19 protein-coding genes are annotated in these 15,399 nt (G+C 34.7%); 11 read left to right on the forward strand and 8 right to left on the reverse strand.

Translation table 11 applies throughout. The features are described 5' to 3' along the window. Positions 1-83: 83 nt before the first annotated feature. The 9 genes from AC1Q51_RS14925 to AC1Q51_RS14965 all read left to right on the forward strand — a co-directional run bounded on the left by AC1Q51_RS14925 (position 84) and on the right by AC1Q51_RS14965 (position 6,799). Positions 84-680, forward strand: coding sequence for a hypothetical protein (locus AC1Q51_RS14925; protein ID WP_492331580.1), 597 nt, complete (start codon positions 84-86; stop codon positions 678-680). Between the two features lie 125 nt (positions 681-805). Beyond that, entirely contained in the window at positions 806-2,323 is a 1,518-nt protein-coding gene (locus AC1Q51_RS14930; protein ID WP_072939951.1) for a spore germination protein, read from the forward strand. Continuing rightward, positions 2,320-3,402, forward strand: coding sequence for a Ger(x)C family spore germination protein (locus AC1Q51_RS14935; protein ID WP_492331581.1), 1,083 nt, complete (start codon positions 2,320-2,322; stop codon positions 3,400-3,402). The genes AC1Q51_RS14930 and AC1Q51_RS14935 overlap by 4 nt, the downstream gene beginning before the upstream one ends. Positions 3,403-3,418: 16 nt before the next feature. Next, positions 3,419-4,528 (forward strand): GerAB/ArcD/ProY family transporter, encoded by a 1,110-nt coding sequence (locus AC1Q51_RS14940; RefSeq protein ID WP_110497862.1) that lies wholly within the window; start codon positions 3,419-3,421, stop codon positions 4,526-4,528. Between the two features lie 45 nt (positions 4,529-4,573). Beyond that, positions 4,574-5,086, forward strand: a complete 513-nt coding sequence (locus AC1Q51_RS14945; RefSeq protein ID WP_000761026.1) for a PCYCGC domain-containing protein — start codon at positions 4,574-4,576, stop codon at positions 5,084-5,086. Positions 5,087-5,206: 120 nt separating this feature from the next. Next, positions 5,207-5,455 carry a YhdB family protein gene (locus tag AC1Q51_RS14950; RefSeq protein ID WP_001195459.1) on the forward strand — a complete coding sequence of 83 codons (249 nt, stop codon included), beginning with the start codon at positions 5,207-5,209 and terminating at the stop codon, positions 5,453-5,455. A 165-nt stretch (positions 5,456-5,620) separates the two neighbouring features. After that, a complete protein-coding gene (locus tag AC1Q51_RS14955) occupies positions 5,621-6,040 on the forward strand; it encodes a disulfide formation protein C (RefSeq protein ID WP_000532261.1) in 420 nt (139 codons plus the stop codon). Between the two features lie 12 nt (positions 6,041-6,052). Beyond that, positions 6,053-6,511, forward strand: coding sequence for a thioredoxin family protein (locus AC1Q51_RS14960; RefSeq protein WP_090978455.1), 459 nt, complete (start codon positions 6,053-6,055; stop codon positions 6,509-6,511). Between the two features lie 72 nt (positions 6,512-6,583). Then, positions 6,584-6,799 carry a DUF1540 domain-containing protein gene (locus AC1Q51_RS14965; protein ID WP_001115481.1) on the forward strand — a complete coding sequence of 72 codons (216 nt, stop codon included), beginning with the start codon at positions 6,584-6,586 and terminating at the stop codon, positions 6,797-6,799. Positions 6,800-6,832: 33 nt separating this feature from the next. Here the strand turns inward: AC1Q51_RS14965 and AC1Q51_RS14970 are convergent, their stop codons facing one another. The 3 genes from AC1Q51_RS14970 to AC1Q51_RS14980 form a co-directional block, all read right to left on the reverse strand. After that, on the reverse strand, positions 6,833-7,084 hold the full coding sequence (locus AC1Q51_RS14970; protein WP_000834195.1) for a hypothetical protein: 252 nt from the start codon (positions 7,082-7,084) through the stop codon (positions 6,833-6,835). A 103-nt stretch (positions 7,085-7,187) separates the two neighbouring features. After that, complete coding sequence (locus tag AC1Q51_RS14975; protein ID WP_090978452.1) at positions 7,188-7,949, reverse strand: L,D-transpeptidase; 762 nt, start codon at positions 7,947-7,949, stop codon at positions 7,188-7,190. A 66-nt stretch (positions 7,950-8,015) separates the two neighbouring features. Beyond that, positions 8,016-8,882, reverse strand: coding sequence for an SDR family oxidoreductase (locus tag AC1Q51_RS14980; protein WP_001136286.1), 867 nt, complete (start codon positions 8,880-8,882; stop codon positions 8,016-8,018). A 202-nt stretch (positions 8,883-9,084) separates the two neighbouring features. Here AC1Q51_RS14980 and AC1Q51_RS14985 point away from each other — a divergent pair, with 202 nt between their 5' ends. Next, positions 9,085-10,386: an NCS2 family permease gene (locus AC1Q51_RS14985; protein WP_000482717.1), complete on the forward strand. Its 1,302-nt coding sequence runs from the start codon at positions 9,085-9,087 to the stop codon at positions 10,384-10,386. Between the two features lie 97 nt (positions 10,387-10,483). On the opposite strand, the gene AC1Q51_RS14990 is transcribed toward AC1Q51_RS14985, so the two are convergent. The 3 genes from AC1Q51_RS14990 to AC1Q51_RS15000 all read right to left on the reverse strand — a co-directional run bounded on the left by AC1Q51_RS14990 (position 10,484) and on the right by AC1Q51_RS15000 (position 12,259). Next, complete coding sequence (locus AC1Q51_RS14990) at positions 10,484-10,687, reverse strand: hypothetical protein (RefSeq protein ID WP_090978450.1); 204 nt, start codon at positions 10,685-10,687, stop codon at positions 10,484-10,486. Positions 10,688-10,814: 127 nt separating this feature from the next. Continuing rightward, on the reverse strand, positions 10,815-11,669 hold the full coding sequence (locus tag AC1Q51_RS14995; RefSeq protein WP_110497856.1) for a patatin-like phospholipase family protein: 855 nt from the start codon (positions 11,667-11,669) through the stop codon (positions 10,815-10,817). Positions 11,670-11,797: 128 nt separating this feature from the next. Further along, the gene (locus AC1Q51_RS15000; protein ID WP_000683328.1) at positions 11,798-12,259 is read right to left on the reverse strand and encodes a MarR family transcriptional regulator; all 462 of its coding nucleotides are present in this window, start codon (positions 12,257-12,259) and stop codon (positions 11,798-11,800) included. Between the two features lie 140 nt (positions 12,260-12,399). Here AC1Q51_RS15000 and AC1Q51_RS15005 point away from each other — a divergent pair, with 140 nt between their 5' ends. After that, positions 12,400-13,581 (forward strand): MFS transporter, encoded by a 1,182-nt coding sequence (locus tag AC1Q51_RS15005; protein WP_375363107.1) that lies wholly within the window; start codon positions 12,400-12,402, stop codon positions 13,579-13,581. Between the two features lie 24 nt (positions 13,582-13,605). On the opposite strand, the gene kdpDN is transcribed toward AC1Q51_RS15005, so the two are convergent. Together kdpDN and kdpC are read right to left on the reverse strand one after the other, a co-directional pair. Then, positions 13,606-14,760, reverse strand: coding sequence for a KdpD-like non-kinase potassium sensor (kdpDN, locus tag AC1Q51_RS15010; RefSeq protein WP_072939968.1), 1,155 nt, complete (start codon positions 14,758-14,760; stop codon positions 13,606-13,608). 56 nt (positions 14,761-14,816) lie between these two features. After that, the gene (gene kdpC, locus AC1Q51_RS15015) at positions 14,817-15,398 is read right to left on the reverse strand and encodes a K(+)-transporting ATPase subunit C (protein ID WP_079245080.1); all 582 of its coding nucleotides are present in this window, start codon (positions 15,396-15,398) and stop codon (positions 14,817-14,819) included. Position 15,399: the final 1 nt, after the last annotated feature.

Consider the following 15,399-nt stretch of genomic DNA (forward strand, 5'->3'; position numbering starts at 1 on the left):
CTTAACTTGTTCACAAGTATTTCACATTTTATGGAAATGATATGTGTACAGTTTTCTACATTATCCATCTAGGAGGAGTTTACATGTACAAAAAAATCGCTGTTTGTATGACTATGGCAGCATTATTATGCGGGATATCCACCTTCCCTACATCCGCTGCCACGCCAAAAGCAGTAACAATGCATCACCATAAACCAATTTCAGAAGAAGAAATGCAATCGCTAGAAAAAATCGGCTATAACAAACATGAAATTTGGAAAGCTGCTCATATTGCAAGAATTAGTAATAAAGGAATAAAAGATGTTTTAGCTTACTATAAGCAAAATAAATCTTGGGAGAAAACAGCCGAGCATTTCGGTGTAGATCCAAGTAAGCTGAAAAAGCATCATATGAATAAAGAAACAAAGCAAGCACTGCTACAACAGTTAGCAACTATGCAAAAATCCACACCGGATCAGCTAAAGCAAAAAATGAAAGAATATAACATCAAATTGCGTCATCTTACTGTGTTAACAATCATCTCTCAAAAAAGCAATACCCCTCTTGACGATGTATTAAAAATGAAAAAAGATGGAATGGACATTAAACAAATTGCCGAAAAATTAAATGTAAAAAAAGAAGATATACGAGCGGAAATGATGAAATTAGTGAAGTCTATTAAAGAACAAAAAACAAATTAAAATGCTAAAAAGGAAGAGCCATTCACCACTCTTCCTTTTCTTTATGAACTTTCAATTTTTAAGTATAAATTCCCGTCTTTCCCAAAAACTAACACAAGTAAATGATGTAAGTTAGGGGTGAGAAAATGTTCGGTTTATCATCTAAGAAATCAAAAAAGACTAATACAAAAACACTTTGTTCTATTCCAGAATTTATACAAACCATGAAAGAATCAAGCGATTTTGTCTCTTATAACATACTTAAAGATGAAACGTTGTGCTTGTTTTATTATAAATCTGTCGTGGAAGCACTTATTATTAAACAATTCATTTTAACTCCTATAAAAAAGGAATCGGAACAAATCCAAAACATCTCTGATTTATGTAATATCATCTCTATTGAAGACATTATTACCTCCCCTTCTATTGATGATATTCGTGAAAAATTATTAGGTGGATATATTTTAATACGATTAAAAAACAATTCGAATCCTGATCAATATGCTTTAATTCGTGCCGAAAGTACTGTTTTAGGAAAACGATTATATAACGATACAGAAAATGAGTATAGCGTAATCGGGCCTAAAATCGGTTTCGTTGAAAACCTTGATACAAATATCCACTTATTACGCCGAAATATCGTAACGGAGCAACTCATTTTTAAAGAAGTTACCGTCGGATCTATATCAAAAACGAAAGTAGCAGTTGCTTATATAGAAGGAATTACAAATGAACAATTCATCAACACCGCAATACAACGGCTAGAAGACATTGACTTTGATGTCCCATTTGATTCAACTATGATTGAGCAATTTATTAGTGATAATAGCAATTCACCTTTTCCTGTTTTATTACCTACAGAGCGATTAGATCGAGCTGTATTTGCGTTAATTAACGGGGAAGTTTTAATTTTAACAGATGGCTCTCCATATGCTTTATCAGGACCAACAACGTTACTGGATTTTTTCATTTCACCAGAAGATTATTATTTACCGTGGATGATTGGATCGTTCTTTCGTATTATTCGTTTTTTCGGAGCTATATTTTCTCTGTTTTCCTCCGCTATTTATACAGCGGCTTTAACATATCATTATCAAATGATTCCTGCCGATTTACTAGGTCCTATTATTTTCTCGAGAGCTAACGTACCTTTCCCTCCTATTCTAGAAGCACTCTTTTTAGAAATTACAATCGAATTGCTTCGTGAAGCGGGAGCGCGTTTACCGACAAAAGTTGGACAAACGATTGGGATTGTTGGGGGGATTGTAATTGGCCAAGCATCTGTTGAAGCGGCTTTGACAAGTACAATTTTATTAATTGCAGTTGCTTTATCCGCTCTTGCATCTTTCACAACACCGACTGTAAAGATGTCTTCTACTATCCGGTTGTTACGCTTTCCTCTTATTCTTTTAGCCGGTGCATTCGGAGGATTAGGCCTTATTGTCGGATTTGTATTTATTTTAGCTCATTTAATTAAATTAAAATCACTTGGATCACCTTATTTATTACCTTTATATCCATTTCGTGGTTTAGGTACAGCAGAAGGTTTTCTTCGATTACCATTTAGTCAAACGGCACAAAGACCTTCTTTTCTTAGACCAAAATCAAAATGGCGCTACAATCCAAACAAATCGAAGCAAAAACGTGATGGTGAGAATGAATGAAAAAATTTTTATTGCACCTTATCATTATCTTCTTCGTTTTACAAACTGGCTGTACACAAACGTATATAGTGGATGCACAGCGTATTATTCATATTGCTGGATTTGACATCACAAAAAACAAAAAATTCCAAGGAACTATTCTATTCCCAGAGTACACACATGGTGTAAAGTCTAAACCAGAGACGCAAACAACATCTGCCCGTTCACTTGAAACAATTGCTTCACGATTAAATGCGAAATCTCCTCACAATGTTGTTGTAGGTCAAATGCGTGTCGTCCTATTTGGAAAGGCTCTAGGGGAACGCGGAATGGGAGAGATTATTACTAACTTACAACGTGACCCAAATATCGGGCGTGATGTACAACTAGCAATTGTAGATGGATCGGCTGAAGAGCTTTTAAATTACGGAAAAAAAAATGGGTCTTTATATATTGCTGATTTACTCGAGCAAAATATAAGAAATGAGAACATTCCACAAACTGAATTAAACATTTTTTTATATAATTATTACTCTTCTGTATGTGATGCCTATGTTCCTTATATTAAAATGGACGATAATCATTCTGTCGCTGTCAAAGGACTTGCCTTTTTAAAAGGCGATAAAGTCGTCATGTATACGGATAAAAGACATTCTGTTTTAGCAAAATTACTTATTAACCCTACGAAAAATGGACGTTACGAAGCAGCGATAACAAAGGATAAACATAAAGGTATGGTTGTTATACAAAACTTAGCTGGGGAAAATAAGTATGATATAGATCAAACTGGCGACATACCAAAAGTAAAAATCCATTTAAAATTAAATGGATTAATTAAAAACTCTCCTAATTGGATTGATCTAAGAAAAAAAACAAATATCAACTATATAAAAAAACAAATTGAACGAAATGTCGAAAAAGACTGTGAAGATTTAATAAAACAATTTCAAGAAAAGGAAATTGATCCTTTAGGAATACGAGATGAAATTAGAAGCCATACGAGAAAATGGAATATAAAACAAATTCGAAATATGTATAAAAATATAGCGGTAGATATAAATTTAGATCTTAATATTGTACAATCTGGAATCGGAGAATAGTGAGGTGAAATAAGCAATGAATACAATGAATAAAACAAAGACAGTCTCTCCATATTTTGCATTTATTTTATTGCATTCTCTCCAGATTGGTATAGGAATTCTCGGATATCAACGTGTAATTTTAAAAAACGCTGGTTATGATGCCTGGATTTCTCTTATTATTGCGGGAATTGCAACTCATATTGTGCTGTTTTGTATGTTAAAAATGCTTGAAAAAGACGGAGATTTAATTAGTATCCATACAACAACCTTTGGAAAGTGGTTTGGCTCTATATTTTCTGTAATTTTCACTCTTTATTGCTTATTATTTTGCCTTACTGTTCTTCGTACATATATGGAAGTGATACAAGTTTGGATTTTCCCTACCATTAAGTTATGGAAACTTACGCTTATGTTTTTGTTAGTCACTTACTACATTATAAAAGGTGGCTTCCGTTCTGTGACAGGGATATGTTTTTGGGGTATTGTTCTTCCTATTTTCGTTGTATTCTTTTTAATCTATCCAATGAAATATGCTCATTTCCGTAATATTTTACCAATTTTTACACATTCACCTTTTGACATGCTTATATCTGCAAAACACTCTGCATTGGAATTTCTAGGGTTTGAAACAATTCTTATCTTTTATCCCTTTATTGAAAAAGGAAAATTTTTAAAGCGATGGGCCCATGCTGGAATTGCTTTTAGCACCTTAATTTATGTAGTTTTAGCTATCGTATCTTTTATGTATTATAGTGAGGGTCAATTAAACCGTACTATTTGGCCTACTTTAACGATGTTAAAAATAATTAAAGTTCCTTTTATTCAGCGCTTTGAATATATTATTATTTTCGTTTGGTTTTTAATTATTTTACCAAACCTTTGCTTAACCATTTGGTCATCATGTCAAACGATGAAGCGTTCCTTTCATATTTCATTTAAATTTACATTACCGTTTTTTATTTTCATCATATTTTCAGCTTCTCTACTTTTCACAAACCGTGAAAGTATCAACACATTAAATACCGTACTATCTCAAGCGGGTTTATATATTGTATACGCTTATATCCCAATTTTATTTCTATTCCATTCGCTAAGATGGCGCTTCAAAAATCAGTCAAAAAAATCTTCAACCGATACACCGTAATCTCTGATACAATTTGATTAATACATTTGTAAAGGGGACAAGCGAATGAAAAAGTATGTATTTTCTTTACTTGCAGTACTAAGCTTAATTCTTGCTGGATGCGGAAGTACTGGTACAAATGACCAAAAATCTTCTGAATCAAAAAAAGAAGAACATGACCACGCATCGCACACTCAGCAAGCTGACATTCAAGAGAAAACAAAAGGAGTCGACACACTTCCTACCTTCCTAGATAAGCTTGATCCACAAATGAAAGATATCTACACTGTCGCTGGACAAAATGCAGAGCTATTAGATTGGATTCCATGCTATTGTGGTTGCGGTGAAAGTGTAGGACATAAAAATAATAAAAACTGCTTTATTCGTGAAATTAAAAAGAATGGTGAAGTTGTTTGGGACTCCCACGCAACGACTTGCGTCAATTGCCTAGAAATCGCAGTTGAATCTGCTTCCATGAAACAAAAAGGAAAATCAACGCTTGAAATTCGTAACTATATCGATAATAAATACAAAGAAGGCTATGGTAAACCAACACCTACGCCAATGCCAAAAGCTTAAAAAACGAGGAAACTCCTCGTTTTTTCTTTTCATTCACTTTTTTTCTTAACAAATTCTTTCAAGTGTATTTCTCCTTACTTATCACACACTATATATAACTCTCGGTAAGGAGGGTACACAGTGCAAACATATAACGACTATGATAAAGCTCTCTATTACACGTATTGCTGTAATTGGGATAAATTACTCGTTCTCATGGTTCAAACGAACGATCAATTATTTTCTAAGCGTATTGAGCATTTTTTACACGCTTATCAATACAGTAAAGAACTCCCAGAAGTTGATAAACAATTGCAGCTCCTATTTCAATATATTGACCACGCATCCCAAAAGTCTCATGTAGAAGAAGTAGAACAAATTCAAATGTAAACTATAGCGCTATTCTCTTCCGGAGAATGGCGCTTTTTTAAAATATTTATATCAATAAAAGTTTCTCCTTATAAAACTTTTATTGATAAACATATTTTTTCTTTCTTTTCCATACCACTTCATACTATAATTTAGTATGTAACTATTATAAGAGAGGTATAAAATATGGGACGAGAAAAAAAGCAAGAATATGCTTTACTTACCGCATGGGGAGCTTCTTTTATCGCTACACTAGGAAGTCTGTACTTTTCCGAAATCATGAAATTTGAGCCTTGTGTTCTTTGTTGGTATCAACGTATTTTTATGTATCCATTCGTTTTATGGCTCGGTATCGCTGTGGCAAAGAAAGACTATCGCATCGCAAATTATTCTTTACCAATCGCAACTATTGGTGCTTGTATTTCTTTATATCACTATGCAATTCAAAAAGTCGCAGCATTTTCAGCTGCTGGGGCAGCTTGTGGACGTGTACCATGTACGGGAGAATACATAAACTGGTTCGGCTTTGTGACAATCCCGTTTTTAGCACTTATCGGCTTTATTACAATCGCTGTTTGTAGCTTTATTGTCATCAAAAACAAATAAGGAGATGAAAGAATGAAAAAAATGCTCATATTTGGTGGTATTATTATCGCCTTGTTTGCGGCAATTTTCGCTGTAACACAAATGGAAGAAAAAACTACTACCAGCCAAAAAATGGAAGGAGGAAGTGCTACTGGTAGTCAAACAGATGGTCCTGACTACTACACAAATAAAATCTCTCTTTCAGATCTTCAAAAGAATTTAAAAGAGAAAAAAGAAGAAACAGTATACTTTTATCAAACCTCTTGCGTTCATTGCCAAAAATTATCTCCTGTCGTAGTGCCAATGGCTAAAGACTTGAACGTTGATATGAAAGTTATGGATATTGAAAAATTAGATGCTCCTTGGGATGAATATAAAATTCAAGGTACACCAACAATCATTCATTTTAAAGATGGCAAAGAAGTGAGCCGTATTAGTGGTGAACAGCCGAAAGACAAATTAAAAGAATGGCTTGAGCAAACGAAAAAGTAACGAGAAAAGGAAACTCCTTCTACACATGAAATGGGCGTAAAATCCCACACTAATGTATAAGGAGGGGGTTTTATGCCAGAAGTAAGATGTTCTGTTTCCAACTGTTCTTTTTGGGGACAAGGTAACTTTTGTCAAGCAAGTGCGATCATCGTTCAGCCTGATGCAGATGAAACTGGTCAAACTGAAAATGATTCATATACAGCTGCTGTTTTAACAAACGAGACGCTAGAAAGTTCTGTAGCAACGAGTGTAGAGACTTGTTGTCATACATTTAAGCCTAAATATTAAACATAAAAAGCATACGATTCATCGTATGCTTTTTTACATCCCTCTCCAAAAATCATGCATAATAAAAAAGTACAAAATAACGAGAACGGCCGTCCCGCATAGGGTAATGCGCCGATATATACTCTTCTCTCCTTCCCTCGCTTTCACAAACGCCCAAATAAATCCGAAGAACAATATTAAATCAACATATGGAACATAAAAAGAAAAGACGAGAAACGCATATAAATACACGATAAATAAACAGGTCGTTACTAAGAAAACTTTAAACGCAAATTCACTTTTCATAATATAACCGCCCCCTATCTGTACTGTATTATATTCAGCAAAATACAATAGTTGCAGTTAAACTCCAAGTATAAATAAGCTACCGTCTATAATACGGTAGCCATTACGGAACATTGTATTTCCGTTTATATATATTACTTAAAATTGAAGAAGGAATTTGCTCGTAACGAACTTTCTCTCCTGTTTCATCTATAATATACGAATTGTTTCCTATATAATATATTCCATCTTTTCGTTCTGAGTACACCGGATATCTTTCATTTGGCAATACAGTTTTTACTTTCGTTAACTGTCCATTTGGTTCTTGCCAATATATATCCGCGCGGTCTACTAACGTAAGTACTCCAATTTGTTCTTTTTCTATTTTTCGACCATTCCAGCTCACAACGCGATAACCAAGCTTATTCGCTTCATATTCGGGGCTCGTATGAAAACGAGAAATGATTACTTTTGTTTGTAATTGTACTCGGTCATATAACCATTGTATATCCCTGTCATGCATGCGAATACAGCCATTTGATTCCCTACTTCCAATCGTCCATTCCCGGTTCGTCCCGTGAATCGCATATTCATTCTTATCTAGTCCAAGCCACCTCGTACCGAGAGGGTTATTCGGTGCACCCCCAGGTATTTTTTTTCGATGGTATTCTTTATTTTTAAATTTAGTTATAATACAAAAATTACCTTCAGGCGTAGGTGTACGATCTCTTCCAGTCGTTACTAGAAATGTTTTTGTATAATTTCCATTCTCAAAAAAAGACAATTGATTTGTCGTAAGATTCACTAATATTAAATGATCTGTATTAGCAAAAGCACTAACTGGTAGGATGAAAAATAATAGTATGACGAAACATAACTTTTTCAGCTATATCCCCCCTAGCGCTCACTATAATAAGTGGAATTAACATTACTTTGCTCTTATAAATGAAAACTATCCATTTACAATAACGCCCCCATTTACATGTATCATTTGTCCAGTAACATAAGATGAATCGCCAGACGCTAAGTATACGTATGCCGGCGCTAATTCATATGGTTGACCAGGTCTTTGCATAGGGACATTGCTCCCAAACTGAGAGACTTTCTTCTCATCAAAGCTCGATGGAATAAGTGGTGTCCAAATCGGTCCTGGTGCAACACCATTTACACGAATCCCTTTTTGCACTAACGATTGTGAAAGTGATCTTGTAAAAGCTACGATTGCTCCTTTCGTTGCGGAATAATCAATTAAAGTTTCATTTCCTTCGTATGCAACGATAGACGCGGTATTTATAATAACATCCCCTTGCTTTAAATGAGAAAGTGCGGCTTTCGCAACGTGAAAATAAGAAAAAATATTAATACGAAAAGTCTTTTCTAGCTGTTCTGCTGTAATATACTCTAGTCCTTGCTGCGGATATTGCTGCGCGACATTATTTACTAAAACCTGTAAACTACCTAGCTGCTGGACGGTCTCTTGAACAACATCTTTACAATGCTGTTCATCACTTAAATCACCCGGCAACAATACACACTTTACACCTTCTTTCTCAACATATTGCTTCGTCTCATTAGCATCTTCTTCCTCATCTAAATAAGCAATCGCAACATTTGCTCCCTCTTTTGCAAAAGCGATGGAAACTGCGCGTCCAATTCCGCTATCTCCTCCCGTAATTAACACATTCTTTCCTTTTAACTTTTCACTTCCTTTATAATTTGGATCTTCAAACTGCGGAAGTGGATTCATTAATGATTCAATCCCCGGCTGTTTATTTTGATGTTGCGCTGGCATTGTTACAAAGTTTTTTTGCTGTGGCATAGCTACTTTCAACTCCTTTTTCTTAGCATGTGCACAATAAAAAGCTGAAATTCACACATTGGTTTACGATTAATATTCGAATTTAAGACACAAAATATGAATTGTTATAAACTTTTTATGCAAAACTATTGCAAAATAGTTAAAAAACGAATATTATATATAACTGTTGTGAAAATTATTCGTAAACAGAAAGGATGTTTATATGTTTAACCTTTCAAAACATAAAACTTCTATTAAAACTGAAATTATGGCAGGTATTATTACCTTCTTAACAATGGCATATATCATTGTCGTAAACCCTGTTATCCTTGGAGATGCAGGTGTTCCATTTGAACAAGCATTTACAGCAACAATTATTGCTGCTGTTGTCGGAACATTATTTATGGCAATCTTTACAAACTTACCAATCGCAATCGCGCCAGGTATGGGATTAAATGCTTACTTCTCTTACTCTGTTGTAAAAGCACATGAAGGCATGACTTTCGCAATTGCATTCTCTGCTGTATTCGTAGCAGGTATGATTTTAATTTTGCTATCATTTACATCTTTCCGTACAAAATTAATGGAAGCAATTCCTGAAAACTTAAAACATGCAATTACTGCTGGTATCGGTCTTTTCATCGCCTTTATCGGTTTACGTTTAACAGGTATCGTTACAAAAAATGATGCAAACTTAGTTGGACTTGGTGATCTTCACTCTGCTCCAGTTCTACTAGCACTAGCTGGACTTGGAATTACTATTGTTCTTATGTCTTTAAATGTAAATGGCGCACTATTTATCGGTATGCTATTAACTGGTATTATCGCTTTCTTCACAGGACAGTTAACATTCTCAAACGGTGTTACATCAATGCCTGGATTACCAGAAGGAATTATCGTTTCAAATCCAATTACTGCTGTATCTGACGTAATTAACTACGGATTATATGGCGTTGTATTCTCATTCTTCCTTGTTACACTATTCGATACAACAGGTACATTACTTGGCGTTGCACAACAAGGTGGATTTATGAAAGACGGAAAGCTTCCAAAAGCAGGACGAGCTCTTCTATCTGACTCATTCTCAGCAACTATTGGTTCTATGTTCGGAACAACACCATCAACAGCTTACATTGAATCATCTGCTGGTGTTGCAGCTGGTGGTCGTACTGGTTTAACAACTGTTACAGTAGCTGTTCTATTCGCACTAACAGCATTCTTCGGCCCATTAGTAAGTGCTGTTTCTGGTGTATCAGCTATTACTGCACCATCATTAATTATCGTTGGTAGTCTTATGATGGGTTCAGTTCGCCACATCGATTGGGACGCATTTGATGAAGCATTCCCAGCATTTTTAGTAATCTTAAGCATGCCACTTACATCAAGTATCGCAACAGGTATCGCACTTGGATTTATTTCATACCCACTTATGAAAGTAGCAAAAGGTAAATTCCGTGCTGTTCACCCACTTGTGTATGTATTCGGCATCTTGTTCGCTTATCAATTGATTTTCTTACCACATTAAAAAAGTAGAGCATCGAAATCCGATGCTCTACTTTTCTTTTATAACAATCATTCAAACTATAAAGGCACCTCCAAAATATGAAGGAGCTTATAACCTTTTAATACTTCTCTTCTACCTGTAATTCTTTACTATACTTTTGAATGAACACTGATGAAATAACCATTACTATGCCCACACTAAAACCAATAAGTTGATCTAATAATATTTCATCATGAATAAACCAGCGAAGTAAAAATACACCACCAAAAATAAGCATCATGATAAATCCAGTATGTCCAAGTCCTTTATATACATTTTCCATATGTATCACCTCTCTACATACTTTCATCCATATTATACCATAACCTAAAAGCGTGTATAACCAACATTCGGTATTGAAACCAATAATAAAAAAGACTGCAGAGAACTCCATCTCCACAGCCTAATTATTATTTTTGCAAAAACGCCTGCAAATCTGCAAACTGTCTCTTTGCATCTTCATAGCCTTGCTCGTATAAATTTTGTAGTTTTGCTGTATCTTTTTCCATACGATCTACTTGAAGCGGCACTTCTGGGCGAATAACAAATAAATTACCAGCTTGCTCTTCTTTTTCAATATAGTGAAGTGTTTCATTATACACTTCATAACGATTCAACATCGTGTTAACAAGATTCGGATATTTTTTATAAGCTTTTCCTGCAATCCATCCGAATTTTGATTTTTTCTTCGCGTAACCATGATTTCTCGTTAAAATAACGACTGATTTTTTAAATCCATCTTCCTGTGCCTTACGAACTGGAATTGGATCAGAAATCCCGCCATCTAATAACTGCTTACCACGATAATTTACTACTGGTGCAATGAAAGGCAATGAACTAGACGCTTGTAATAAATTTAGTGCATCATCATTCGTTCCTTCTTTCTCAAAATAAACAGATTGTCCTGTTTCACAATCCGTCGTTCCTACAAGGAAACGTTCTGGGCTATTAAAGTATGTTTCAAAATCAAACGGAACATGCTTTTCTGGAATTTCATGAAAAATGAAATCCATATCAAATAGCTGACGTTTTCTCCATAAGTTTTTATACGACAAATATTTCGGATGTGATGCATAATCAATATTGACCGTTTTATTTCTATTTCTTTGTCTGGAAAGATACGACGCTGCATGACAAGCACCAGCTGATACACCGATTACATATGGAAAATATAAACCTTGTTCCATAAAGTATTCTAATATCCCACCCGTATATACACCACGCATACCGCCGCCTTCTAATACTAACCCCGTATTTTCAAGCATGTTACTCTCTCCTCTATATATATTGACTCTTTAATTATTCACCATGTTAAGTATCTTTTTCTATTATATATGAGTTCTTTCAGAAATTATATTTAAAAGACTTGAGAAAAAGGAGTTTTTTCTTCCAATTATATTTCCAAATGATCGGAGACATCCTTTATAAACCTTTGAATAAAGTCTTGCTCTTCTTTCGTATATCCATCTAAAAGTAACAACCACTTTTCTTCAGCTTGCTTATGCAATTTTTCATGAGCTTTATATATTTCATTGCCGCTTTCCGTTAAGCGAAAGAAGATTTCTTTTTGATTATCTAACATTTGCATCTTCTCAACGAATTGCTTTTGAAACAACTTCGTACAAATTTTAGAGATTGCTCCCTTCGTCATGCCCATTTCTGTCGTAATTGCCGTTACATTCATCAAACCATTTTTTCCGATACATTCGATTACATGTAACTCAGATAAAGACATACTACTTACACCTGTCTCATAAAGAAACTTCTCGTTTTGTCGTTTTAAATGTTCTTCTTTTTTATGCAAAAGTGTACGAATGTCCGACAGTATTTCCATTTGCTTCGTTGTATGCTTCAATCCGTTCGCCTCCTAAGTTTCCGAAGAAACAATTTAACTATATACCATTTTAAAATTATTTTTTCATCTTTACAAGGGAGAAAATCATGTTAAAATAAATTTAGTTTCCGAGGAAACTAAAATACAAGGAGGTTAACAAGATGAAAAAATCTAAACTAACTTTCATTTTATATGTTGTCTGTATTAGTGCCTTACTCGGTTCCTTCGCTCAAAATATTTACACACCTATCTTACCGATGATTCAAAATTCTTTTCACACTTCTCTTTATCTTGTAAATGTAACAGTTTCACTTTTCACATTCATTCTTGCAATTATGCAGCTCGTATATGGACCTTTAATTGATACAAAAGGGAGAAAATCTGTCCTTATCCCTAGTTTAGTCATTAGTACAATTGGTTCAATCGGATGTGCTTTTTCGGCAAACATTTATTTATTTCTCTTTTTTAGAGCTGTTCAAGCTATAGGAATAGCGGCTATACCTGTAGTTTCAGCAACGATTATCGGCGATTTATTTGAAGGAAAAGAACGCGGAGAAGCGATGAGCCTATACCAAATGTTACTTGCCCTCGCACCTACAATGGCTCCTCTCATAGGTGGATTTCTTGGCAGTATAAATGGTCACTTATCTGTATTTCTCTTTTTATCTACACTTGGCATTATCTTATTAATTATAAACATTTCACTACTTCCAGAAACAAAGCCGAATGTAATTAAGCAGTCTAAAGCACAAAAGAATTACTCTCTTATCTTAAAAAATAAAACTGGATTTTCTATTACTCTTATTGGCTTCATTCAATTTTGTATTTACTTTTGCTTTCTCGTTTTTTTACCGAGCATTTTAGCAAATTCATTTCATCAAGCTGCAAATGAAATTGGTCTTATGTTTGTACCAATGTCTCTTTCTATCATGCTAGGAAGTTTTTGCTACAAGTTTTTGCAAAAACGCCTCACAACAAAGCAAACTTTATTTATTACGAGTTTCTTCAATATTATATGTGTCGTTTTATTCTCTTTCACATATAGCATCAATATCCCATTCATCATTATCGTTACATCTTTGTACGGTTTTAGTATGGGACTTTCTATGCCAACTCACACTACTTTATTAACAGAAGAATTCGTGCAAGAACGTGCAACAGCTATCGGTATGTACAACTTCATCCGCTATCTTGGTATGGGCACAGGGCCACTTATAGGTGGATTTCTTTTATTTAACCAAAATTACTTTTGGATTTTCTTCCTAGGCGCAATTATGTTTTTACTTGTAATCTTATATGCAATGAAAATGCTAAGTTTTCATTCTGTACAAAAAGCAAAATAGAGCCCCCAAAAAGGTCGGCTCTATTTATCCTCTTTGATCCGCAACAATATGAATATCAATATACCTCGTTTGCCTCATAATCTCATTTACAATCGAACCTTTTCGTATTTCTTCCCAACGAGTTCTTGCCGATTGCCCAAGTAAAATTTGCGTTACTTGTAATCTTTTCGCAACCTCAATAATAACATCCGCTGGCTTTCTCCCTCTTGCTTCTTCTAATACAAAACTTGCATCAAATTGATTCGTGAGCGTCTTCCACTCTTCAATTGTTTGTTTTTTACCAGCTGAAAGAGAGTCTATATTTTCTCTTTCAACATTTAATACATACAATTCAGCATTTAACCGATCAGCCATGCGCCATCCCCGTCTTATTAATTTCTCCGCTGTTGAACTGTATTGTACACAAACGAGAATTTTTTCTTTCACTCCGATTGGTTCTATCACTGTTTGACTAATCTTTTCGTCCATATCGTCAGCGACTTCACGAAGCGATAATTCCCTGAGTGCTCCTAAATTATTAAGCGTAAAGAAATTTTGTAAGCTTTGCTGAATTTTTTCTTCTTTATATATCTTTCCGTCTATTAACCTCTTCCGAAGTACTTCCGGTGTTGCATCAACGAGCTGAATTTCATTTGCTTTTTGTAAAATAAAATCTGGAATTCGTTCTCTTACTTTTACATTCGTAATTTGAGCTACAATATCATGAACACTTTCTAAATGTTGAATATTAAAAGCTGATAATACCGATATACCAGCCTCTAACAATTCCTGCACATCCATATAACGTTTCTTATATTTAGAACCAGGAACATTACTATGCGCAAGTTCATCCACTACGACTACTTGCGGCGCGCGTTTTTTTATTCCTTCCACATCAAGCTCATAAAATACCTTTCCTTTATACTGTATTTCTTTCAAAGGAACTTTTTCTAAATCAGCAATTGCTTCTTCCGTCTCTTTTCTTCCATGCGTTTCAATTAAACCAATTACAATATCAATTCCATCTTTTTTCATTTCCCTTGCATCAAAGAGCATTTTATAACTTTTTCCTACGCCTGGAGCTGCTCCTACATATAACTTTAACTTTCCCCGATTTTGTTGCCGAATATATTCTAAATATTCCTCTGGCGTTCGCCTTTGAAACTTCGGTTCATAATCATCCGCATACAAAATAAACACTACCTTTCATTCGAAACAACGCTACCTCAATCCGTTAGATTGAGGTAGCACTGTTACTATTTCATTAATTTTTGTAATGCTAAATTTAGCTTTAAGACATTCACTCGATTTTCTCCAAATAAGCCAAGTGCCGCACCTTCCGTTTGATCTTTAATCAATTGATCTAGCGTTTCTTTCGGAATATTTGTTAATTTCGAGATGCGATCTACCTGCACAGAAGCTGCCTTCGGACTAATGTCAGGATCAAGCCCTGAACCTGAATTTGTCACTAAATCAATCGGTACTTCTGTAACTGGAACGCTCGGATTTTGTTTCTTCCACTCTTCAATACTTTTCTCTACTCGTTTCTCTAAATCTGGATTAGATGGTGCATAGTTATTTGAACCAGATGCTTCTGCCTTATATTCAATACTAGAAACACGCCCTTGAAAATAACGTGGATCCGTGAAGTTTTGCCCGATTAATTTAGAACCAATCACTTCATTTTTATCATTATATATTAGACTTCCATCCGCATTATCCTTCATCACTGCTTGTGCAATACCAGTAACAATAAGTGGGTATACAAGTCCACACAACACTAGAAATGTAAAAGTAATACGGATAATTGGTGATAGTATACTTTGTTTCTTTTCCATC

The organism is Bacillus sp. MT94, assembly GCF_058792475.1.